The organism is Sporosarcina sp. FSL W7-1283, assembly GCF_038003105.1.
Lineage (GTDB): Bacteria > Bacillota > Bacilli > Bacillales_A > Planococcaceae > Sporosarcina > Sporosarcina newyorkensis.
Genome location: NZ_JBBOOL010000001.1, coordinates 1,851,090 through 1,872,448 on the forward strand (window position 1 = coordinate 1,851,090; position 21,359 = coordinate 1,872,448).

Annotated in this window: 29 protein-coding genes; 1 reads left to right on the top strand and 28 read right to left on the bottom strand. The window is 35.7% G+C overall.

Annotated features, from left to right (window positions below):
• Positions 1-186: 186 nt before the first annotated feature.
• The 3 genes from MKY93_RS09075 to MKY93_RS09085 all read right to left on the bottom strand — a co-directional run bounded on the left by MKY93_RS09075 (position 187) and on the right by MKY93_RS09085 (position 2,618).
• The gene (locus MKY93_RS09075) at positions 187-873 is read right to left on the bottom strand and encodes a M23 family metallopeptidase (protein ID WP_340758847.1); all 687 of its coding nucleotides are present in this window, start codon (positions 871-873) and stop codon (positions 187-189) included.
• A gap of 142 nt (positions 874-1,015) precedes the next feature.
• Complete coding sequence (locus tag MKY93_RS09080) at positions 1,016-2,356, bottom strand: GMC family oxidoreductase (protein WP_340758848.1); 1,341 nt, start codon at positions 2,354-2,356, stop codon at positions 1,016-1,018.
• Positions 2,310-2,618 (bottom strand): hypothetical protein, encoded by a 309-nt coding sequence (locus tag MKY93_RS09085; protein WP_340758849.1) that lies wholly within the window; start codon positions 2,616-2,618, stop codon positions 2,310-2,312. The genes MKY93_RS09080 and MKY93_RS09085 overlap by 47 nt, the downstream gene beginning before the upstream one ends.
• 211 nt (positions 2,619-2,829) lie before the next feature.
• On the opposite strand from MKY93_RS09085, the gene MKY93_RS09090 reads away from it, so the two are divergent.
• Entirely contained in the window at positions 2,830-2,925 is a 96-nt protein-coding gene (locus MKY93_RS09090; RefSeq protein ID WP_340758850.1) for a hypothetical protein, read from the top strand.
• A 151-nt stretch (positions 2,926-3,076) separates the two neighbouring features.
• Here MKY93_RS09090 and MKY93_RS09095 read toward each other — a convergent pair whose 3' ends face one another.
• The 25 genes from MKY93_RS09095 to MKY93_RS09210 all read right to left on the bottom strand — a co-directional run bounded on the left by MKY93_RS09095 (position 3,077) and on the right by MKY93_RS09210 (position 21,248).
• Complete coding sequence (locus MKY93_RS09095) at positions 3,077-4,042, bottom strand: hypothetical protein (RefSeq protein ID WP_340758851.1); 966 nt, start codon at positions 4,040-4,042, stop codon at positions 3,077-3,079.
• A gap of 43 nt (positions 4,043-4,085) precedes the next feature.
• Complete coding sequence (locus MKY93_RS09100) at positions 4,086-4,481, bottom strand: hypothetical protein (protein ID WP_340758852.1); 396 nt, start codon at positions 4,479-4,481, stop codon at positions 4,086-4,088.
• 416 nt (positions 4,482-4,897) lie between these two features.
• Entirely contained in the window at positions 4,898-5,851 is a 954-nt protein-coding gene (locus MKY93_RS09105) for a calcium/sodium antiporter (RefSeq protein WP_221837955.1), read from the bottom strand.
• A 122-nt stretch (positions 5,852-5,973) separates the two neighbouring features.
• Entirely contained in the window at positions 5,974-6,414 is a 441-nt protein-coding gene (locus tag MKY93_RS09110) for an NUDIX domain-containing protein (protein WP_340758853.1), read from the bottom strand.
• A gap of 226 nt (positions 6,415-6,640) precedes the next feature.
• On the bottom strand, positions 6,641-6,904 hold the full coding sequence (locus tag MKY93_RS09115) for a hypothetical protein (protein WP_340758854.1): 264 nt from the start codon (positions 6,902-6,904) through the stop codon (positions 6,641-6,643).
• Positions 6,905-7,267: 363 nt separating this feature from the next.
• Positions 7,268-7,603, bottom strand: a complete 336-nt coding sequence (locus MKY93_RS09120) for an SRPBCC family protein (RefSeq protein WP_445683485.1) — start codon at positions 7,601-7,603, stop codon at positions 7,268-7,270.
• Positions 7,604-7,704: 101 nt separating this feature from the next.
• Positions 7,705-8,004, bottom strand: coding sequence for an ArsR/SmtB family transcription factor (locus MKY93_RS09125; protein WP_340758856.1), 300 nt, complete (start codon positions 8,002-8,004; stop codon positions 7,705-7,707).
• 427 nt (positions 8,005-8,431) lie between these two features.
• The gene (locus MKY93_RS09130) at positions 8,432-10,255 is read right to left on the bottom strand and encodes a serine hydrolase domain-containing protein (RefSeq protein WP_340758857.1); all 1,824 of its coding nucleotides are present in this window, start codon (positions 10,253-10,255) and stop codon (positions 8,432-8,434) included.
• Between the two features lie 204 nt (positions 10,256-10,459).
• On the bottom strand, positions 10,460-10,888 hold the full coding sequence (locus MKY93_RS09135; protein WP_078816669.1) for an RND transporter: 429 nt from the start codon (positions 10,886-10,888) through the stop codon (positions 10,460-10,462).
• 693 nt (positions 10,889-11,581) lie between these two features.
• A complete protein-coding gene (locus MKY93_RS09140) occupies positions 11,582-11,944 on the bottom strand; it encodes a VOC family protein (RefSeq protein ID WP_078816670.1) in 363 nt (120 codons plus the stop codon).
• Positions 11,945-12,019: 75 nt separating this feature from the next.
• Positions 12,020-12,439 (bottom strand): DUF4181 domain-containing protein, encoded by a 420-nt coding sequence (locus MKY93_RS09145; protein WP_340758858.1) that lies wholly within the window; start codon positions 12,437-12,439, stop codon positions 12,020-12,022.
• Positions 12,440-12,560: 121 nt separating this feature from the next.
• Positions 12,561-13,472 carry a DMT family transporter gene (locus tag MKY93_RS09150; protein WP_340758859.1) on the bottom strand — a complete coding sequence of 304 codons (912 nt, stop codon included), beginning with the start codon at positions 13,470-13,472 and terminating at the stop codon, positions 12,561-12,563.
• Positions 13,473-13,508: 36 nt separating this feature from the next.
• Entirely contained in the window at positions 13,509-14,114 is a 606-nt protein-coding gene (locus tag MKY93_RS09155; RefSeq protein WP_340758860.1) for a stage II sporulation protein M, read from the bottom strand.
• A gap of 121 nt (positions 14,115-14,235) precedes the next feature.
• Positions 14,236-14,472 (bottom strand): ATP-dependent Lon protease, encoded by a 237-nt coding sequence (locus MKY93_RS09160; RefSeq protein WP_221837939.1) that lies wholly within the window; start codon positions 14,470-14,472, stop codon positions 14,236-14,238.
• A 605-nt stretch (positions 14,473-15,077) separates the two neighbouring features.
• On the bottom strand, positions 15,078-15,728 hold the full coding sequence (locus tag MKY93_RS09165; protein WP_340758861.1) for a DUF3885 domain-containing protein: 651 nt from the start codon (positions 15,726-15,728) through the stop codon (positions 15,078-15,080).
• 143 nt (positions 15,729-15,871) lie between these two features.
• On the bottom strand, positions 15,872-16,441 hold the full coding sequence (locus tag MKY93_RS09170) for a dihydrofolate reductase family protein (protein ID WP_340758862.1): 570 nt from the start codon (positions 16,439-16,441) through the stop codon (positions 15,872-15,874).
• Positions 16,441-16,710 carry a hypothetical protein gene (locus MKY93_RS09175; protein ID WP_340758863.1) on the bottom strand — a complete coding sequence of 90 codons (270 nt, stop codon included), beginning with the start codon at positions 16,708-16,710 and terminating at the stop codon, positions 16,441-16,443. Before MKY93_RS09175 ends, MKY93_RS09170 begins: the two co-directional genes overlap by 1 nt.
• 128 nt (positions 16,711-16,838) lie before the next feature.
• Positions 16,839-17,450, bottom strand: coding sequence for a hypothetical protein (locus MKY93_RS09180; protein WP_340758864.1), 612 nt, complete (start codon positions 17,448-17,450; stop codon positions 16,839-16,841).
• 65 nt (positions 17,451-17,515) lie between these two features.
• On the bottom strand, positions 17,516-17,950 hold the full coding sequence (locus MKY93_RS09185) for a hypothetical protein (protein WP_340758865.1): 435 nt from the start codon (positions 17,948-17,950) through the stop codon (positions 17,516-17,518).
• Between the two features lie 38 nt (positions 17,951-17,988).
• Positions 17,989-18,060, bottom strand: coding sequence for a hypothetical protein (locus tag MKY93_RS20420; protein WP_354000718.1), 72 nt, complete (start codon positions 18,058-18,060; stop codon positions 17,989-17,991).
• Positions 18,061-18,071: 11 nt separating this feature from the next.
• Positions 18,072-18,470: a disulfide bond formation protein DsbD gene (locus MKY93_RS09190; RefSeq protein ID WP_340758866.1), complete on the bottom strand. Its 399-nt coding sequence runs from the start codon at positions 18,468-18,470 to the stop codon at positions 18,072-18,074.
• Between the two features lie 140 nt (positions 18,471-18,610).
• Positions 18,611-18,784 carry a hypothetical protein gene (locus MKY93_RS09195; RefSeq protein WP_176132474.1) on the bottom strand — a complete coding sequence of 58 codons (174 nt, stop codon included), beginning with the start codon at positions 18,782-18,784 and terminating at the stop codon, positions 18,611-18,613.
• 12 nt (positions 18,785-18,796) lie between these two features.
• Positions 18,797-19,363 (bottom strand): hypothetical protein, encoded by a 567-nt coding sequence (locus MKY93_RS09200; RefSeq protein ID WP_340758867.1) that lies wholly within the window; start codon positions 19,361-19,363, stop codon positions 18,797-18,799.
• Between the two features lie 96 nt (positions 19,364-19,459).
• Entirely contained in the window at positions 19,460-19,927 is a 468-nt protein-coding gene (locus tag MKY93_RS09205; protein WP_340758868.1) for a hypothetical protein, read from the bottom strand.
• Positions 19,928-20,897: 970 nt separating this feature from the next.
• Positions 20,898-21,248: a hypothetical protein gene (locus MKY93_RS09210; RefSeq protein WP_340758869.1), complete on the bottom strand. Its 351-nt coding sequence runs from the start codon at positions 21,246-21,248 to the stop codon at positions 20,898-20,900.
• Positions 21,249-21,359: the final 111 nt, after the last annotated feature.

Sequence of the window (21,359 nt, forward strand, 5' to 3'; positions counted from 1 at the left end):
TGTCATATTTAAGCTCTTTTGAGCAATGAGGAGACTATTTATATCTTTTCTTTGCATAAAACCATTGAGTTTGTTTAAACTTACGCGATTAATGAAATAATCAAGACTATTGAAACCTCCCTGTTAGTTTCTCACACAGGTACATTCTACGAGCCTATTTTCATTTATTCCCGTTCATCAGAATTTTTAAAATCTTATTCTATCCTTATTTGTTGGAATCCCATTATTTACTTTTTCCCATAGGCCATTTTTAAATATTTCGTATTGTTCAAAAGCAAAAGGCAATCCATTTGCGGTAGCTATGTCACTACTATCCATAAGTTGAAGATGCAAATGCGGAGCAAAGGAGTTGCCCGAGTGACCAACTCTACCAATAACTTCACCTTTTTGTACACGCTGACCAACTGAAACCTGAATTGACCCTGTTTGAAGATGGACTAATCCAGCATATATATTGTCGGCACATTCTATAATGATGTAGTTGCCAGCCACTGATTGTATATCGTCTTTTTTTAGGTCGAAATAATGAGCATTTTTATAAGCGTTAGACATATCTGAAAGCAATTTTGTTCTTGCTCGTTCTTTATAACCGTCCTTTGCTTGGACAATGATTCCTTCACAAGGAGCAAATACTTCTTGCCCCCAACAATAATAATCATCTAAGGGAACCCCGAAAAGTAAATATTGCGCCAAACTAGTGCGATAGGCGGGCCAACCCATTCTTTCCCAATCCACTTGAATAAAGTCATAAGCATATCTTGATCCTAATTGGTTTGTGCCGTGACTAGGAATTTTTGTCCCTGGCGTGTTTGGAGAGTACCATTCTCCTCTTAAAGGAAACTCTACAATTATCGGCTCGCGTGCTTCAATCATCTCATATCCCTCCTTCGTCGATTCTTTGGTTGAGGTACCTGTGCACGAAACTATTGAGTTTGTTTAAACAATCGTGAATATCGAAAATCTCAAGATTTTTCACATTAGGTACCTTGTATTATAGCAGCCACTGTCACCTCGTTTAATGACCCGCAAGGAGATGATCCGCAATGTTTGCTCCAATGAAGAATGCAGGCGCCGAGGTGTTACCGTCCGAAACGAACGGTGCAATCGAATCATCTGCAACTATCAAATCCTGTACGCCAAAAACGTGTCCCCTGGCATCTACAACCCCACTCTTTTCATTGGGTGCCATTCGAAGCGTACCTTGTACATGATGTGTGGGGGCAAGGTTGTTCTTTATATACATTTCAAGCTTGCTATTGTCGTTAATAGTATCAAGTGTGGGCGAAACAAGTTGATACTTTGAGTCAATCTTTAATAGCTCCGCCGCAATATTTCTAATATAGATTTTGTAAACTGTTTTAAGGGATTCCAGGTCGGCTGGGTTATTCAGAAACCCCTCGTCCGCAAGCACAATCTTTAATGGATCATAGTTTTGGATTTTAACAGAACCACGGCTTTTTGGTTCTAACAGGAAAAAGACAATGTTTAACATTCCATTGGAATCAATTTGGCCAATAATTTGTACCCCACGACGGTTTGGATCAGATCCAGGCGTTGGGTCCGGTAAAAAGGCTCCACCTGTATAAAGTGCAAATGGATCATTGGCTGGCAGTGCTTTGTCGTTTGGATTCGTTGTAAAAGTAGCTATATTGGCGGAGTGGGTGGTTAGGTTCATTCCGACATTGGGATTATGAAACACAATGGGGATTCCGACTTTATCCAGGATGTCTGACGATCCAATTCCAGAAAGCATTAACAGCTGAGGACTATTGATTCCAGCGGATACAATGACCTTTCTGCGAACGTACGCACGGACACACTTCCCTGCTCTAAGGAACTCGACGCCAATTGCGCGTTTTTCATTATCAAAAATCACACGAAGAGCTGTTGAATTATAATATACTGTTAGCTTTCTCTCATTTACGCCTTGACCACTCACAGTCATAACATCGGGCGATAGAAAGGCGGTATTCGCACTCTCTCGTTGACCGTCAGGCATCTGATAAAGTTGCCATCTCGTAAAGGGACCAAGTGGTGTATTCGGGTCATTATAGTCAAGAATTCTTGAAAGACCAGTGGCCCGTTCCATAGCTGAAACCATCTTTTCTGCCATGTCAGTTGGGTACGCGGGGGTCTGTCTGATATTCAACCGCCCACCGTATCCTCGAGCATATGGATTATAAGTTGAGCCGTTATAGTTCTCAAGCTTGGTAAATTGATAGGTTTCCTGTTCCGGCGACCAAAGCTGACCCAGGCTCTTCTCCCATTGTTTTATATTCACTTGCGAAGGTCGTACATATTGTTCATTATTAACTGAGGAACTGCCGCCTAGAGTCCCGTCCACCCGTCCACTCAAAGGAACGGCTATTTACGTTTTTCTGTGGGACACCCTTTCCCTGCCAAAAATATTCAGGCAAATAGTTATCTGTTAGAATGAATGGCGGGGCAAAAAGCGAATTCCTTATTGGCTGCTCCCCACTGTTATGATCCCCCGCCTCCAAAACAAGCAAGGATGTTTTTTTATCATCTGTCAGCTTTTTCGAAATGACTGATCCAGCTGGTCCAGTACCAATTACGATATAATCAAACGTTAAATTCCCACTATGAACTTTACCCACCCCAGCACCCCCATATTAGCCTTTGCATGTTTATAAATTAGCATATGCATCCCTATATAAAGGTGCCCATTTCCAATGATAGACTTATCAATACCTTATATTACGCAACTTAAGATAATGAGTATTATTCCTCCCAGCTACAAGACTCGAAAGATTTAGGCGATTTTGTTTTGATTGCTCATTAGTGGCGGGATGTTGAATCCCCGGCAAATTGAATATACACAGCGTCGAGTGGGCCCGCGTCGGTTTAATACTTGGCTTGCTTGCGATGTTTTTGTATTTTGTGATTTTGCTGGCCAACCAATGAAAAAGACCCTGACTAGGCGGTATTCAAATAGTATTGCGTGCTAAATTGTATGAGTTCTTATCAATTGCTCATTAAAACACCCCCATTTCTATTAATAAAACGCCCAATACAAAATATTCTTTTGTAAGAATTTGAGAGGCAAGTTAATTGCCTAACTCTCTTGTTGTATATGTATAATCATATAATTTGTAAAATAGCTCTTTACTTTTTCTAGATTCAGCGCGCTGTATAGGACAATCCCTTGTGCATCATGATCGAAAGTTAAAACGACTTTATCACTTGATTTGAAAATTCGGTTACGGCCAGTTCGGATTTCCAGCTTATTTTGAGATACAATGAACGTGTCGTTTTGATATGCTAAGTAAAATAATTTTTCGAACACAATATTTAATTTATCGGTGTTCTTTACTGTTAAAAAGAAGCCGGGGACTTCCGCATGATACATCCCTTTTGAAGAGAGGGTCAACACACGCTGCCCAGAGTCTATATATTCTACATCATACTCCGCCCAATCCTTCTGCATTTGACGTTGCTCTCCGTCGTGCGTTTCAATATAGATAGACAATGGATAAAAATAAAGATTTTCAATTGTTTCAAAAGCAAATTTCTCCATACAATCATAGTCCGTATTGATATAATACGATTTAGCCTGTTCTTGTAAATCTACATCACGTTCTCTATCTTTATCGGGAATATAAATTTCCAGTTGAAATGGCAGCTCTTTCACTGGCAACACACCACATGGCAAAGGCACTTGTTCATAAAACGATACATGTCTATTAAAATCGGCAATCACTTTGTCATGTTTATCATATATAACGCTCGTACATTCACTGATATTATTTGCTGTAATCCAACTCCTGGCAGCGTCATCTAAAAAGAATTTGTAGCATTTACCATGATGATCTGTTTTTACTCGTTGGTTTTTAAAAAGCTTCTTCATCTGCTTTAGTATCTTCTCTTCAGTTAACCTTTTGTACATCAATATATCCACAGTACAGGCTTTCATAATAAAATAATCAAAAAGCATTTTCCGCTGATTTTTCACTTCGTTATTTCGCACATCGAACTCAGGTGAATCGATATCCAATTCATTCGTTTGGTCTAAAATATACACAACTTCACCTCTAGTTCCGTTTTTAAAAACTTCACTTTCCAGATTATAGCCTATAGGATTTAATTTCTTTAACTTTTCCAGACCTCGAACTATTACTAAATGTATATACATCACAGAAGTCAATTTCTGTACCACTTATTAATGAAATCACACCATTTATAGAAGCAAATTTCCCGTGAGTTATCACTTGGTGAATTTCAAGGCAGGAAACAAGGTTTTTAACTTCATCTTGCAAGGTAGTAACAAATGAACCTATACCTTCTATTTTTTTATGATCTTTTAATTGATACCATATAATTGATTCAACTGCATACTCCTTAATGATTTCATGTTGCAGCTTAACTATAGCTACTGTAAAGTCAATGACTATTTGTTTTCTTGGAGCATTATCACATCCTTTTGGAATGATAAGTTTCATTTTATTTGGGGAACTACTCACTCATTTTGACCTCCTAAAAAATCTAATTATATTTGTTATACTTTATTTTAAAAAGGCAGTTTGGTAAAGAAAATTTCCACCTGAATCAAGTTCTTATTCTATTCGTTCCACTATGAACGCGACGGCAGGATGTTAGTTCCATCAGTCTCTTCAACAGTTCCTTAAACCTTATAAAAAATAATATACTTTAACATTCGAAGCCGACTCTCTCCTTATGTAAAAAACGCAATTTTTAAAAGGACCTGGCTCTATCATCTTTCCGTCATATAGAAAAGAAGATAACACAAGGTCAATTTCATCAACCGTTTCATCTTCTTTGGTCATACCGCGACTTCTTTCACCAAGTCTCATCACCAAATGTGAAACTTGTTATAGCCCGGGGTTTCATACAGCACCCCAGGGCATATCGATTCCCATTAATTCCGTATTATAATATATACCAAATAAACAATATAGGCGGCAGCAAGCACTGATCCTTCCCGCTTCCCAATCTTGAAATTGGTCCTTGAGAAAATCATTAACACAACAGTTAGGACGATCATGAACACCACATCAATAAACACCTTATCATTCACGGCTAATGGAGAGATTGCAGCCGAAGCACCAAGTACAAATAAAATGTTGAAAATATTACTCCCTACAATATTCCCCAGTGCTATTTCACTTTCTTTTTTCAGTGCCGCCGAAATAGATGTGACAAGTTCAGGAAGAGATGTTCCAATTGCAATAATTGTGAGTCCCACCAATGTTTCACTCATGCCAAGAGAGTAGGCGATTTTTGTACCATTATCTACTACTAAATCCCCTCCAAATATAATAGCAGCCAAGCCTAATATGGTAATTAATATATTTTTACCCCAGCTAATATTCTCAGGTACGGGTTCATTCGCAGCATTTTTTCGGCTTTTTAGTCCAATCTCGATAACGTAATACATGAAAATGGATAGGAACAATAAGAAGATGAATCCATCACCACGTGTAATCATGTTGCTGCTGAACCCTTGCAATGCCATGTCACTCATAAGAATAAGCAATGCCACACTTGCGAGTAAGGTAAATGGAATTTCTTTTCTAATAGTCTCACTTTCAACCTTCAAAGGATATAGAAAAGCAGCCACTCCTACGACGAGAGTAATGTTAAAAATATTGCTTCCAACTACGTTTCCTACTGCAACCTCAGCACTTCCTTCCAGTGCTGCAATAATACTGACCGTCGCTTCCGGTGAACTTGTCCCAAAAGCTACAATTGTTAATCCGATTAAAATAGGCGGAACCTGAAGCAGTCTCGCGATATTGGAAGCCCCGTCAACAAAATAGCCAGCTCCTTTTATTAACAATGCAAATCCAATAATTAATATTATATATGCCATTGGTTTGTTTTCCTCCTATTCATTCACGTATTTTTACTATTCTTTTCTGTTTACCTTCAATACATACCCTATTATTACGGAATATAAAAATGGATAACGTAAAAACGATTCCAGAATATTGGTCAGCGAATAAATGCTGCTTCCTTTTTTGAAAGAGCATCCTCTAACCATTGAGGGTGCATTGTTAACAGATCTTCTGGTAAATTATCCTGGCCGAAAAATTTAATTTCAAGCGATTCGTCTGAATTACATTTCAATTCTCCACCTGTAATTTCAGCAAGAAAACAAGTCGTTATAAAATGAACTGTCTTGCCATTTGGATAATTGAAAACTTGTGAATTAGGATCGGAATAAACACCAATTAGCTTTTCAATTCTTACATCTAAATTCGTCTCTTCTTTTACTTCTCTTACAACTGCTTCAGACACGGTTTCACCAATTTCCACATGTCCTGAAGGGATACCCCACAGGCCCACATCCGCTCTTTTTTGCAATAGAACTTGATTCTCTTGGTTCAAAATAATTACAGCAACCCCGGCTTTTAATGCATCAATTTTTTTCAAATTAAAACTCCTTTCTTCTAGAAAATGGTCTGGTTGTGTGTGTTAATTTTTAATTTCCGAAAAAGGCATCTTTTTTGATATTTTGTTTTGAAATATTATTGTTTGTTAGGGATATTGAAATTGTATCTACCATTGGCTTCGGTCCCGCAATATAGTATTTACTACCATTCTTATATACATTGGTAAACTTGTCTATTTCCTGATGTAATTCATCTCTTGAATCAAGTTAAGTTACACTTATTGAAGTATTTTCGGCAATTCCATCAAGTTCATCTTTAAATATAAATGCTTTATTGCTATCTAAATAAAGCAGATGTAAATTATTCTGTCCAATCTCTTCAGTCTTCAATTGTGTTATTATCGACCGAAATGGTGTTATTCCGATCCCGCCTGCAATTAGAAGGGAAGGACTGTTATTTTGGAGATAACCCGCCCCCCCGCCTAATGGTCCATTCATTTTAAGTTTCATGTCTTGTTTTAACTCTAACATGGCTTTCTTAAAATCGCTTGGTTGTTACTAATACGCATTGTGAGTCTAATCACATTCTCGGTTGGAGCAAATGCAATAGAAAATGGCCGTATCGGTTTTTTTGTCTTCCTATGTATAATCATAAACAGACCATGTTGTCCTGCTTTCCAGGTTAAACCCTGTTCTTTTTAGAATAGAAAGGAATATACCCCTTCAGACTCTTTTTTGCTTTCTATTAATAACAATTCTCTCTTTTTGAATATTGATAAGGTATCTTGAATAAAGCTCATCATCCTGTTCTCCTTAAAACGAAAAACAGATCATTTTAGTGATCTGTTTAACATGATCTATTTTATCCATTCATTTAATTAAAGCAAAATACGATTATTGTTCCAACACTTTTTTAAGTTGCTCACCAAAGTTCGTCCAACTATATTTAGCTCCTTCAATAGCTCCTTTGGTTGCTTTTGTTTCCTCACTGAAACCTGTTTGTTCAAAATGCAAATGTGTAGCAGCGTCCGCACCTGTTTTCAATGTCCATGTAATCGTAGTGGTTTCTCCAGCGCTTGCCCAAGTGTAAGACAATATATGAGGTTCCTCAACTTTGAGTACCTCTCCATTAACAATTCCATCCCACCATTCATTTGGCTCAGAACGGAATTGGAATTTTTCTCCGACAGCTGGTTTAAAGTCATTGTTCCATATCCATTTTGCCAACATATCTGAATCTGTTAATGCCTTCCACACTTGTTCAATAGAACTTGTAAATTGAAAATCTAATGTTACGTCTGCCTTAGTTTATTCCTCCGATAGTAATTTTTTTAAATGCGACACTTTTCCACCCAAAAGTTCTCATAAAAGGATACCCAGTCTTTAATTTCCTGCAAGGGGGCCGCATTTATTCGATACCTTGTTTCCCTTCCAACTTTACGAACGGTAACCAAACCCGCTTCTCTCAGGATAGCCAAATGTTTAGAAACTGCAGTACGCCCTATTTGGAATGGGGCAGTTAGTTCGTACAAAGGTAACTCCCCTGCATCTGCCAATATACGTAGCAATTTACGTCTCGTTGGGTCTGCGACGGCTTCATAAACATCACGACCTTCTTTTTTCTCGTTCAAAACCTCCCCCCCTCACAAATAGGATACCATTCAGTGTCTTTACAATAGGTCACTAAATGGTGTCTCTTCAATGTTTATTATTGGTATAACTGGCATAGATTTATTCTCTTGTTATTAAGTAAATTCTTGAACTGAACCAACCTTCTGAGTTGGACAGTAATTAAATCAATATTATTTCATTATTTCTCCTTAGGTGAGGTAAAGAACCTTTAAATTCTTATTCCCCTAATATGGGAATGACAACTTTTTTCAAGGTATTCTCCACCATTTCCTTTTAATCAATGATATTTTCTTCTACTTCCCTTAGCTATTTTATTCAACTAAATGGCCTGGTTGTTATACAATCTATTTTTAAAATTGTCGTTCTATTTTGGTTGTATCTATACTTGGTATCTCAAATTATTTTCTCATTATCGACATGAAATATTTAATAATAAAACGCCCAATACAAAATATTTACGCACAAAATAACTGTAAAAATAATTGTCATAATCCAAACGATTTTCTTATATTTAGATAGTATTTTACCTTTTATTTTAACAATTATAAACCCACTATTGATAAGAGTGATCACTATATAAACAAAATTTAAAGTTAAAAATGGCTTAAGAAATGAATAACTTACCATAGATGAGGCCTTATAAACTATCCAAAGAATATTAGTAAAAACAAGTAGATTTAAAATATGTTGAGTAAATAGTAATAAGTGCAGATGTTTTTCATTCCATATTCTTCTGAAAATCGTGACTATACTACAGAGTAAAGAAAACAGTATAGCGAATAATCCTAGAATAATACCTCCCCACTCTAGGAAGTGTTTATAGTAAGGGACGTAAAGTAAATCTGAATACATATTAGATAACATTTTTTTAGTTTGCGGATGATGTGAATAAAGGTCCAGACTGTGTATACTGAATCCATCTTCTGTTCTGTAGATGCCTGGTTCTAGCTGTGAATACTTCAAGTCGTTTACCATTAAATCGTGTGACCCATTTTGCTTCGTCTTGCTTCTTAAAAATAACCCGTACACTCTACTAAATCCGTGTCGTGGTAACCGGGCCGGCTCATAAATACCTTTCCACTGAGATGAATTTTCTACTTTTTCTTCATTTTCTCCATGTTCATATTCTCCAAAAATGATTTCAGGAATCCCCGCTGTGAACGTACTTTCATCTTTAATGTTTGTCAACACTAAAACTCCGATACGTTCTTTTCTATCTACATAAAATGAGGAGCTAAAAGCCTTAGAATTCCCACTGTGACCATAAACATGCTGACTTTTCGAAGGTAAATAAAATAAACCGTTTGCAACCCTTGGGATATTAATTTCTGGGTAATATAATGTTGGCTCAAACATTATATTAATCGTTTTTTTATCTTTAAATAAGGGGGCTCCATCCTCTGCTAATAACGCTTGTAACAGCTTTTGCAAATCTGTAGCTGTTCCCATAGCACTACCTACTGGATACATAGGAATCGAGTAAAAATTAGGTTCGATTAATTGCAGCGTATTCGAATATCCCTGCACTTCTTTCCGCCGTTCTTTCACCCATTTGTTATCGTCTTGTTCAGGATCTATTGCGGTTTTCGTCATTTGAAGTGGTTCTAAAATATTCTTCTGTACGTATTCCCGATAGTCTAGACCACTCACTTCCTCAACAATATAGGCAGCGAGACCACTACTGTAATTTGAATAAGCAACGACTTCATCAGGAGGAAATATTTGTTTAATATCGGCCTCTTCAAGTACTTCTCGTAAGGAGCTCTTTTTTGTTGGACGATGAATCATTAAATCTGTATAACTATCATCAAATCCCGCTGTATGATGCATTAAGTACTGCATCGTGATCGGATCCTCAAATTTTGTTTTGGAGCGGAAATTATTTGGCAAGTAAGTCTCAATATCTGTTTCTAAATCAAGCATTCCTGACTCTACTAATTGCAAAACACTGATCCAAATTAGAATTTTAGAAACGGATGCCCATTCAAAAACCGTATTTTCATTAACTAGGTGTTGTTCTTCTATATTTGAATAACCTTTCATTTTGTAAATGATTTCACCTTGGTCAATTACAATCGTTGCTAATCCAGCAACATTTCCCTCGTGTTCTAGCATATAATTCTCTAATTTATTTTCTAAATCAATATGTTCATTCGCAGAAAACGTTGACTGAGGGTTATATCCAAATAGGATCCAAAGGAGTAGAAAACAAATGAAAGTATTAAAGAACTTATTATTGTGATTACTCACTTTGTCCCCCCCTTTTTCTATCAATTGAACTGGATGTATAACTTTCTGATACATTTTATTGCTCGCGAAAGCCCTTATCTCTGACAAGGCTAATAACTATCAAACAACCGTCCGAATGGGTTCCTAAAATTGCTACTTTACTCCTCACTAGACTTCAATCGACGTATTAGATTTTCCTATAATAATTGCAGAAAAAAGTGGTGGCTACGTATTATTAGATGACCTTTTCCGTTTTTCATTCAATAAATAAACGGAATACACTATTATTAATATCATTCCTACCACGATAGCAATGGCTAAGCCAAGTAGTCCCACCATGCCTACCCAGCCAACTGTAAACGTTAAAAAAAATAGCGAATACAATAATCCTGCTATGATCAAAGCAATGGGAACATTGAAAGGAAACAGTCGCTTCCAACCTAATCCCAAAAAGGTCAAAAGAAGAATTAATACTACCGAGAAAGCTGTGTGTATTGAACTCCAACGAAACTCAGCGCGAGATTGATCAGCATCAAAAGAATGTGATGTACTATTTATATCTAAAAATGCAAAAACTGCTGTAATAACCCCTATCAAAACAAGGGATATGAACACAAACCAATTAATTGTTTTTAAAATACGCTTATTAATCATTTTACCCCTCCACACAGACGATCTTTTCCCAAACAAATTACACCCCTCATAATTACTCAATGAGATATTACTATATTTTATTCTGTAATCTGGATCCGATTCAGGCACAGTGTTCTTCGTAGACTAAACCCATTAATTTTTACACTATCAGTCTTACACGGTTTTCCGGTTTTCTGAAGAGTCAGAAGAGAAGGACTACCCCGATAACGATTAAAACACTTGCAACAATAACAAAATAAGTCGTTTTAAAGGTCCAACTAAGTGAATTCAAATTGAACACGAGAGAGCTGCCTAAACTGACAAACAAACTACCGATGCTACTAATAATCTACTCTTCATTGGCATTTTCCCTTTCTGAACTCAATTCACAAATCAGCTCCAATTATGAAGAATGAGCGCTGATCTTTTTTCAAGAACAGCGCCCATTAGGTGAATTAGCATCCTTTTGTTGATAAATCATACGATATACCTTCAGAGTCCTTATCACTTATCTAACTTATCGGCAATATTCTGCAGTATGTCATTTCTGCGGTCCTGTATTTTAATGAATTTCACTAGAAACCAAACAATGAATATAGCCGGAACCATATAAAATAACAAACCTAAAATGGGAAGAAAAGCAAAAAATATACTACCATCCATGGTCTAACATCCTCTCTTTTCCGGTTCACCTCAAGCTTCTGAATCTCAACCTCATACTTCCTGGATCATCTCCACTCGGTTACCAAAAGGATCTCTGAATTCAAATCGTTCGAAACCTGGGATGGGAACTCCTTCAATCACTTGAATGTTATGCTGTTTTAACACGCTTCGCCAATATGAAATATCCTGTACCTGATAAGCTAAGTGAGCTTTTGTTGTGACTCTGTCAAACCCATCTTCTGTCCCCACGTGAACGTCTCGATCTCCGACTTCTAACCAAAATCCCCCACGTCCTTTTAAGGAATCTGGCTTTTCTCTCTCCGTTAAACCAAGAATTTCGCAATAAAATTTTTTCCCCTCTTCTTCAGCCCCAGTGGGAATTGTAATCTGTGCATGGTGTAAACCGATAATCATAATATAACTCTCCCTTTAATTAACTGATAAAGCATCTCTAATCATAAAATTTGTATAAATCGCGCCTAATTAAGGTTATCCAAATAAGCCGAAAAAATCAGTTATAAATAACGAAAATAAAAGTATTGAGAAAACTACCATTTGAATAATCGTGAAAATATAATTATTCCCATTTTCAGCATATCGTTTTTCCATAACAGCTCTAACTGTTTCAGATACAATCATAAAGGCGAATAAAATGAAATACGTCTCCAAAAACCAAATACGCTCTGTAGGTACGCGTGTAATGTTAACGGAATAACCAATTAACAGCAAAACAGTGGAAGCAATTCTAATTGTCCAATCAATCTTTTTATGTTTGGCATTTACATGGTCATACGAAAAAGGCTTTTTCTTTTCCACGTTCAGCCATTTCCTAAGAATCTTATTAAGAAAAAAGACGAAAAGACTGAAAACAGATATCATTAGAATTAACTTTACAAAAATACTCCCCATGACCGATCCACCATCTTCCAATTAATTTTTTATTAACGTTTCTTTAGGATCGTTGCAATCTATTGGGAAAATTAAGCTAGAGAAAGCGAATCACCAAAATAGGACAGTTCGATATTGGGAGTTAAGCTTTCCTTTCCACATACACACTCGAAATTCCTAGCCCGAATAACAGCAATACCCCTACTAGAGTTAAATTCGACCATTGCAGTCTCGAATCAAACAACTGCAAGAAAAAGGTAATAACAGGTATGAAACATAAAGACATCATAACCAAAAAAGTTTCACAGTACTGTATTCCTTTTTGCAGTAAGTACATGGGGATGAGAACACCTGTAAATGTTATTACCAAAATCCATCCAATATTCTCTAGCGTATAATCAAAAATCAGATCATATGTAAAAAAGAATGATAGTAAAATAATACCGTAAAATCGTTTTGATAATATCATTGAACTCGTCCAGCCTTCATTGCTTAACTGCTTGGAATAAATAGTACATAACACTGCGCCTAAACCACATGCCACGCTCGCAAAAATACCAAGAAGAACATTCACATCCCATTGTATTGCGGTAGCGGATTGTCCCGTGAAAACTGCATAAATTAGCAAAAAAGTCGTAAGCAAAGTTCCAACTGCTATTCCCCATTTTTCTAGTGTAACGGCTTTTCTTTGAAAAAGGGCAATCAAGATGACAAACAAAGGGCCAATCCCCATCTCCAATGAACTGACAATGGCTGGCTCAATATACTTTAACGCATAGTAAAAACCCATGAACGTTAACGCGGATGAAAGATTCAACTTTACTAATGGAGAAATGGCTTTCCGCCAATAATAAGGCAGCCTTTGCTTACGTGCAAACCATTGAAAATAACAAGTCGTAATAAAAAAACTAATGCCGGTGAATAAAAAAGGATGAACAGATTGTACCCGATTTCCATAATAAACCTGACTTAGCGCAGTGAGGATTGCCGATAATATGAGAGCCGCTACCCCGATCATATATTTGCTTTGAGTCCTGTCTGCAGCATATTCCATGACGCTCCGCTCCTTTTAAAAAGTTTTTTCTATCAATTAAAATAAATTGTATAGGAAATCGGCTATGTACGTTTCCAGTAATGCGGCTAAAATAATGATGGGTAAAACAAAAAAAGCGTACGTCCTTATAGTTGCTAAAAATGGCTTAATAAATGATAATCCCAATCTATCTTTCTTAAATATACTTTTTATATTCGCTCTAATCACTCGGTTCAATTCAAATAGAGCCGCTGCAAGTAAGCATAACGCAAAAACCTCAAAAACATAGTGAGGAAGAGAAGAAAGTATAATTTCACAGCCTTTTCCAAAATCACTTTGCAACGCAACTCCAAAAAGAATTCCTGGCAAGGAGACTGTTGTAATGATATTGAGAAAATACAAAAATTGTATTGGAATCAAGGCTAGGATAAACATCTGAAAAGGTACCATGAAACCGTTATTTACAATATATGACCATACTTTATCCACACCAGTAGCTTCTTTAACTTGTTCGGACGCCCTACTGTCTATTCCTTTCATTACCTCTTTTAAATCCGGATTGATTATGTACGTTATGATTGCGGCAAGTATTGTTATGGATGCTGCAAATATGAAAAACTTAATAGCTCTTTTAAATAAAGCCTTATCGATTATGTTTGGCATAGTAGACGTTACGATTTGGAATCATACTCCTTTTTTAAACATTCACGATTGTTTCAATAGGCTGGACTATTGGAACTTCGCGATCATTTTTTATACAGATACTCTCTATGATACAAGAACATCATACATTAGTTTCCCGTTCTCTTTCTTCCCTCTCTTTTATGTATCTTTCATAAACATCTTTCGATCTGTCATTGCTATTGATCGGTACTACCTGTTTATGTATCTCATTAATTAAGATAAATAACCTGAAAATGACTCCAACAATAATTGCACATAAAATATATATTCCAATAGGACCGAGGAAAACCAAGGTGCCTAAAAACCCTGCTAAGAGAACGGATAACAACAACTTCATTAAAACCCTCCTTAATTTACCTATTTGTAATCAGTTAAATGAACTTTTACTGGCACAACGTTGTACGGCTTTTTCCTCCAGACAAATCACCGGCAACGTTGCTATTTGATAATCTTTTTATTAGTGCCAATATGAAATAGTGAATAACTCCACCGACCATGCCGAAAATAAGCATAGACAAAATTGGAAATAAATCATATAGAACTACGCTCCCCAAAAGACCTGCCAAACTGCCGAAACCCGCATATAAAAACGTCTTTATCCATTTCGAACAATTTTTAATTCTAGCGGAAAAATCGATGTACAATGAAACTGGGAAAGCCTCAAACATAAAAAACGGAAATGAATAAAGGATCACTACCAGTATTGTTGGACCGAAATTCCAAGAATCATGTAAATATGTTATTGAATAGATTGCTAAGAGAACCCAAAAAGTACGGTGGAAATCAAGATCGCTAAAAAATAGAGAGAAAAGCGATTAAATGTCTCATTATAGCTCATGTCATTTATAATCCCTTCTTATTCTTTCCTACCACTTAAGAAAAATTTGGTCATATGTTGCTTTAAAGTCTGACTCGATTCTGACATATGATTGTTCGAGTAATTCAGTGGCTCTTCTTAAAGATGTTATCAATCTCGTCTCGGTCGTAATCTAATATCCATTCATTGTATTCTTCAAAATTACCTCGAATTGTATCTAGTGAGTTAGCTAGCAAATCACAACCACGATCATCATATATGTGAAAGATCGTGTTTTTACTGACATTGATAAAATATATTCTGTGAAAAATACTTGGCCTTACTCCCATGTCTTGGTTGCAAATTGCTTTAAGTATAGGAGAGTAGTTAAAATCAGATACTTTACATTTTAAACTGAATCTATGTGTGCTATATGTTCCTTCCTCGTCATCTTCTGGAAAAATGTAAGGAATTATATGGTGTTGTAACTTAAATAGGATTGCTTTTTCCTTTACATACTTAGTAAAGATGTTTAATTTTCTCTTGTAAGCTTTGTGCTCCCCAAAGTCATTCACATCCACTACGATGTAAACATCATCGTTCGACGAATGGATAGATTTAAATAAAGTACTAGCTCTTTTATAAACCTCCTCTAAATAAGAATGGCTTTCATGGATATTTTCTAATTCGTAATTCACTCCTAATTCATAGCGAATACCAATACTCCAATTATAAAATAGTGGTGGTCTAAGTTTTAAGTTAGGAAACTTTTCTTGCATATATTGATCTACTGACATATTCCATCCTCATTTCTTTTAACAGGACAATCCTCTTTTAACAATTTGGCTCTATTTCTGAACAAACGAAAATTCTCGTTCAAGAATTGCACACGATTGTTGTAAAATTTACTAACAAATATTGCCTAATGACATTTTTGTATTTAATTTCTATCCAAATGGTAGATTAATTGAACAACGCCGGAAGAATAAGTTGTGGTGTTAATCAATTTCAAATTCAACCTCTGTCTTATATCAATAAACAGTGGTCTCCCTTCCCCCAAAACCACAGGGTGAACAGATAATCTAAATTCATCAACAAGCCCTAAATCCATAAAAGTGGTGATGAGGCTTGCCCCACCGTATAACCAGATGTCTTTACCAGGCTTACTCTTTAATTTTTTTACTTCTTCGGATATATTTTTATTCACAAATAGTGCTTTATTGTTAGACCCTTTTTGCGTTCTGGAAAATACATATTTCTCCTTACTGTGAATCAACTCCCACATTTCTTTTTCATCATCAGCAGCTTTGATTGTGGGGGTATATTGTCCCCATAAATCATAACTTTTTCTTCCATATAAAATTGTATCGATTTGATGTAGGAAATTAGTAAACTCCATTTCAGGGTCCATTATGCACCAATCAACTTCCCCATTTTTTCCTTCAATAAATCCATCTAGAGTAACGGCTAAATCTAAAATTATTTTTCTTGATTTTACTTTATTGGACATTACTTTTCCTCCTTGTTCTTCTTGGCCATTTCAAAAGAAATAGCTGCAAAACTAATTAAAAAGAAAGCAAGAAATCCGTAAGCTGCCCCTTCGAATCCCTTAATGTTTACAAAACCAATGTAAAACAGAACAATCGCCGTTATAGCTGTTAAGATTCCGGGTAATGTCTGAACAAACAAAGAAAAGTGCATCTTCTTAAACCACCAAGTAATCAACAATATAGTACTCCCCAATATAACAGCTGTTAAAAAAGGTGCTAAAATCATCATATTACTCAAGCCCTTCTGTGTTTTTGTTCATCATATATACCTAGCAATAGACAGCCACGGCTATTTATTTCGCTAAATGGCCCGATTGTTGGAATGATAATACTTCTGATGCTTACGCATTAAAACAATTATTCATTTGCCGTTAATTCTTCAGAAAAACCATTGTCATCCACATATTCAAACTTACCGATTTTCCCTTTTTCCTTTGTAGAAAAGAGAACGACACCTGATACCTCAGCAGATTTTTCTTTCTCTCCATCTTTCTGATATCCGACTGTTGCTGAGAATGTATAGCGATTGGAAGCTTCCTTCGATTTCTCAATAACCGCATCTTTTAATCTCAACTTATTTCCTGAGTTATAAGCTGTAACTGGATAATTCAATCCAATAGTGTTAAGAAAGGTTTCGACATATAACTCTGTAAAGTAAGGACCATATACTTCTTGTACATACTTATCCAACTCAGAGTTCACTCCATAACCTTCTACAACGGTCGTATACGTAGGATCATGAATAAGTGCCATAAATTTCTCGTCTGGACCATTGAATTGAAGTTCCAAAACATTTTTTATAACTCCTACATTTACATCTTCTGCGCCCGCCTTTGAGCAAGCAGCTAATAAAACTCCAGATAGCACGAGCATTAAGCTTATAAAACTCCAGATAGCACGAGCATTAAGCTTATAAACGATAATTTGATTACTTGTTTCTTCTTTTTCATCAAAATAAGCCCTCCTCACTATCTACTTATACAATTAGAAAACTTTCCAATGTTTTTGGTGATAACCTTCTCAAAGTTCGAAAACTAAAAATCACTACGTAAATTTATCCTTACAATCAATTCAACTATAGGTGAAAGAAAAGTATCCGGTATCATTGATGAATGCAAGTTTCCTGTTAAATTTGTTAAGCCAAAAAATGCTCCATCTATTTCGATCCAATCCAATTCACTCACATCCTGAATCTCCCCCATAAAATGATAATCGGCTACATAATAATATGTTCCATCCCCATTTTCAGCAGCTCTCCATACCTCTGCTTCCTTTCTTGGGTCAATACCAAGCTGATCAAAAAACTGCTTAATATCAGGTGTTGTTTGCATAATCGCCCTGGCGTAATATGAACACTCAGGACATCCACAATGGGCTTTTTCTGAAACAAGTGGAAGTTCCTTATATAACTCCTTTGTTTTCCTTTTATCCACCTTGACAATGTATCCATTTATTTTAAGATGCTCCAACCTCTGATCCCCACCAATATTTTTAATTAGACGCTAAATTACTTTTCAAGTCTACCAATATAAGCCCTATTAAAAGCATCACTAAAATTACCTGTTGGAGTTCTCTTCAATTCCTCTAGCCTTAATTTTTGGAATTTAATTCTTCATTCACTTTATAAATTATACTGCCAAACATAAATTTTACAGGGTATAACACAAGAATGACTGCAATTATTTGACTAAAGGTTTTATGCGATCCGTGAAGATGCAAAACATCCCTGATCAAGTAATTAGCTAGTTGAATAAGGAAATATGCCACCATTACAAACAAAATAAACGAAAAGACAAGCTGTAAATATTGAGATACGGATAGCTTTTTCATCTTCTTTAATCTCTTGATACGACCATCGCTAATGGCAAAACAGAGATACGTCACGGGGAGCCATAATAAGTAGATATCCAAATAACCAAACCAGATCCACGAACCACCCAACCCTATAAGCAATACCCAACCGAATATGTTGAATACTTTTTTATTCACTTTATCACCGCCAGATTTGATTTGTATCTTCTTGCTATGTATTTATTGAAATCTTATTAAAGGTTTATTGTCTCTCTCTATTTAGGGAACATAACCATTTCTTTATAAATATAAGTACTAAAAAATGGGACATAGTTCTTTCATTCTTTATTTGGAAATAATTTATTTCCTATCAAACCACCGACTAAAGCTGATAACCCAGCAATTATTACTCGGATAATCCTAGTAGTAGGAATTAAAAATTCAAACAACAGCATTATGAGCATAACAAATATACAAGTAAATATTATCATTCCAACGCTTCCCTTTTTCACAGCATTCCCCCCTCAGTGAATCAAGAATCCAGGAGACCTTTGGCCGACAAATGACCAGGAAAGAGCCCAATTCTTCATTCGATTCCGCCCTAATGAGCTTAAAGTAAATAGTGATAAACAACTAATGATCAACAATATCGTCCCAATATGTTGAATCGGCTTCGTTGCTGAAAAGATGCCAGAAAATAATAGCAGTAAAACTAAAACAGGTGCACATAAGCCAAATACAATAGTAGGATATTTTAACTCCACTCTAAATTTCTCTTGTTCCCCTTTTTCCAATTTTAGGTAGATGACAAACGAAAATACAAATACCATACGTACACCTACATTGTCGACAAACATGCTAACTGTCATAAATGTTAAAAAGAGGATAACCGTGAGCGCAAGAAACTTGTTCAAACGAATCCTAAAGTCTGAGAATTTAGGTTCAATTTTACACTTCGATCTACCGAACAACAACAGACTTTCTTTTGGAAAAATATAGACTAAAATTAAAATGCCATATACAGTGACAAGAAAAAATCCATAAAGAATAGTCTCTCCCAGAAGGATTCCCCCTAGTTTAGTAATGAACATACTATTTTTGAATTTCAACAAATGCTCCAATGATAAAAACAGACACTTCTTAATGCTAATAAAAGGTCGGAATATGGAAAAAAAGCATCTTGTTTTCTAGGTCTTAATTTTTCTGATTTTAATATCAGAGCAATGTATAAGTATTTTCGTTTGTGAAAATAAAAATATTTCATGTTGTAATTTTTTTTTACTCAACGGTAGAATTTCATCATAACCCCAATCATCAAGACCTTTTCTTCCGCCGAAGACAATTTCATTGGGCTTATTACCGTAAACATTTCGTGTTATATCAAAATCCATCAAAAACTTACGGACGTTTAACCATTGTATTTCAAATATCCCCGCACCCTCTTCATATTGCTCAATGACCATTTTAATGGTGGTAGGGTCCTTTGTTTGACCGTTTTCCTGATTTACAGCCGTAATGGAAACGACCTTTCCATCATGGAATGAGTGTTTTTTCAAAAAAATTGAGGTCTGTTTATTAAATCTAGGTAAGATCTTTTTTAATTCCTCTACGTAGCCCAATAGATCCCAATGGTCATCATCTACAAAATATTTCATTCCAAATCTTCTCCCTAAATTATTCAATTTGCCAATCGAATTTCTTCTTAGAAAATGGTCCGATCTAAGTATCAACTGACTAGTAATAGAAAATAATAATTTTTTGTGACTAGCAACATAATACCTGCTACTGTGCCCATGATTGGTAGCACTATATTGGTTATTTTCAACATAGCCCTCCTGGTACTAGACATTTTCACAATCCGGTTAAAATGTAGCATTTATTTGTTCAGCTCTCATGCCCATTTGACACAAACACTTTTATGACTTTTTTTCTGATAATACAAGAAATAAAATGTAAACTGCTAATCCAATGAGAAGCCCATAAAAAAGTGAAGGTAAGATAAACAATAGTGCAAAACTATAGCTTAATAGTAAGGACACTACGCCTCCCAATATATAACTAAGTTTTTTAGGAAACAGAAACTTATTGCTTAATTTATAAAAAATAAAACCGCCAACTGAACTCACAAATGCTGATAACGTAAATAAATACAATTGAGTGAAGTACATAGGAATGCCACCGATCTTTTTCTGTTTTATTAATTGGCATGAAAATGAAAGTTATACCTCTTTGTTTTTCGCACTAAATCTACTGATATACGTGACGAAAAGTATAATTAAAAATAATAATGCCACAGCAGACATGAGAACTCCCACGCCGGGTAAAATCCCTTTTTCAAAAATGCTCGTGATATTTCGCGGGTTGAAAATAAGAGCATTTAAAGACAATATTATACAAAAGATAACGGTATAAAACGCAGTCTGTTTATAAATCTTCAACCTCACCAATCCTTTCCTTCCAACTATTGGTACGGAAAACATCAAGTGAAAGTTTCATAATTTAATTTGATATTGAAAACCGTACGCTCCTTAATCCTATAAAAATGCCCTTAGCGGGAGTTGCTTTGATAGATATCATGTGCGAACAGTTATGTGTTTTGCATGCAAAATATAAAAAATCATGCGTTTATAACACATGATCTTTTTTGACTTTTTGTGTTTTTCTTGTGAAATTATAAATACTTACTATGACCCCTATAACAAACACAATAATCGAATGTAATCCAAGGACTACTGCTATAAATCCTCCGGCAAAAGCTACCCCTTCACCTGTGTCATCCGGTTCAAGCCCAACGATGTTATTATAACTAACCCCAACAGACACAAAGGAAAAGACGATTACCGGAACTAAAAGTGCCATACCAATTGCAGAAAGCCATAAAGGGAATCTCTTTTGTTTGTATAAATACACTGCTACATAATCACAGATTACAATAGACAGAAATAAAACAATCCAAACCAGAGCATCTCCGTTCATTTTAATTTCACTCCTTTAATTTAATGGAGACATAACTTGAATTTCTGTGAGCTAAGGGTTTCAGTTGGGTTATCCGGCTCACGGTTTGACGTGAAAAGTTACAATGCATTG

Excerpts from the sequence above, each read along its gene's own strand:
- MKY93_RS09145 (WP_340758858.1), bottom strand. The coding sequence starts at position 12,439 with ATGGGGAGTATTTTTGTAAAGTTAATTCTAATGATATCTGTTTTCAGT.
- MKY93_RS09115 (WP_340758854.1), bottom strand. The coding sequence starts at position 6,904 with ATGTTAGAGTTAAAACAAGACATGAAACTTAAAATGAATGGACCATTA.
- MKY93_RS09200 (WP_340758867.1), bottom strand. The coding sequence starts at position 19,363 with ATGTTCATTACTAAACTAGGGGGAATCCTTCTGGGAGAGACTATTCTT.
- MKY93_RS09150 (WP_340758859.1), bottom strand. The coding sequence starts at position 13,472 with ATGGAATATGCTGCAGACAGGACTCAAAGCAAATATATGATCGGGGTA.
- MKY93_RS09165 (WP_340758861.1), bottom strand. The coding sequence starts at position 15,728 with ATGTCAGTAGATCAATATATGCAAGAAAAGTTTCCTAACTTAAAACTT.
- MKY93_RS09120 (WP_445683485.1), bottom strand. The coding sequence starts at position 7,603 with ATGTTGGCAAAATGGATATGGAACAATGACTTTAAACCAGCTGTCGGA.
- MKY93_RS09210 (WP_340758869.1), bottom strand. The coding sequence starts at position 21,248 with ATGAACGGAGATGCTCTGGTTTGGATTGTTTTATTTCTGTCTATTGTA.
- MKY93_RS09140 (WP_078816670.1), bottom strand. The coding sequence starts at position 11,944 with ATGATTATCGGTTTACACCATGCACAGATTACAATTCCCACTGGGGCT.
- MKY93_RS09155 (WP_340758860.1), bottom strand. The coding sequence starts at position 14,114 with ATGCCAAACATAATCGATAAGGCTTTATTTAAAAGAGCTATTAAGTTT.
- MKY93_RS09135 (WP_078816669.1), bottom strand. The coding sequence starts at position 10,888 with ATGATTAATAAGCGTATTTTAAAAACAATTAATTGGTTTGTGTTCATA.
- MKY93_RS09205 (WP_340758868.1), bottom strand. The coding sequence starts at position 19,927 with ATGAAATATTTTGTAGATGATGACCATTGGGATCTATTGGGCTACGTA.
- MKY93_RS09105 (WP_221837955.1), bottom strand. The coding sequence starts at position 5,851 with ATGGCATATATAATATTAATTATTGGATTTGCATTGTTAATAAAAGGA.
- MKY93_RS09170 (WP_340758862.1), bottom strand. The coding sequence starts at position 16,441 with ATGTCCAATAAAGTAAAATCAAGAAAAATAATTTTAGATTTAGCCGTT.
- MKY93_RS09175 (WP_340758863.1), bottom strand. The coding sequence starts at position 16,710 with ATGATGATTTTAGCACCTTTTTTAACAGCTGTTATATTGGGGAGTACT.
- MKY93_RS09075 (WP_340758847.1), bottom strand. The coding sequence starts at position 873 with ATGATTGAAGCACGCGAGCCGATAATTGTAGAGTTTCCTTTAAGAGGA.
- MKY93_RS09160 (WP_221837939.1), bottom strand. The coding sequence starts at position 14,472 with ATGAAGTTGTTGTTATCCGTTCTCTTAGCAGGGTTTTTAGGCACCTTG.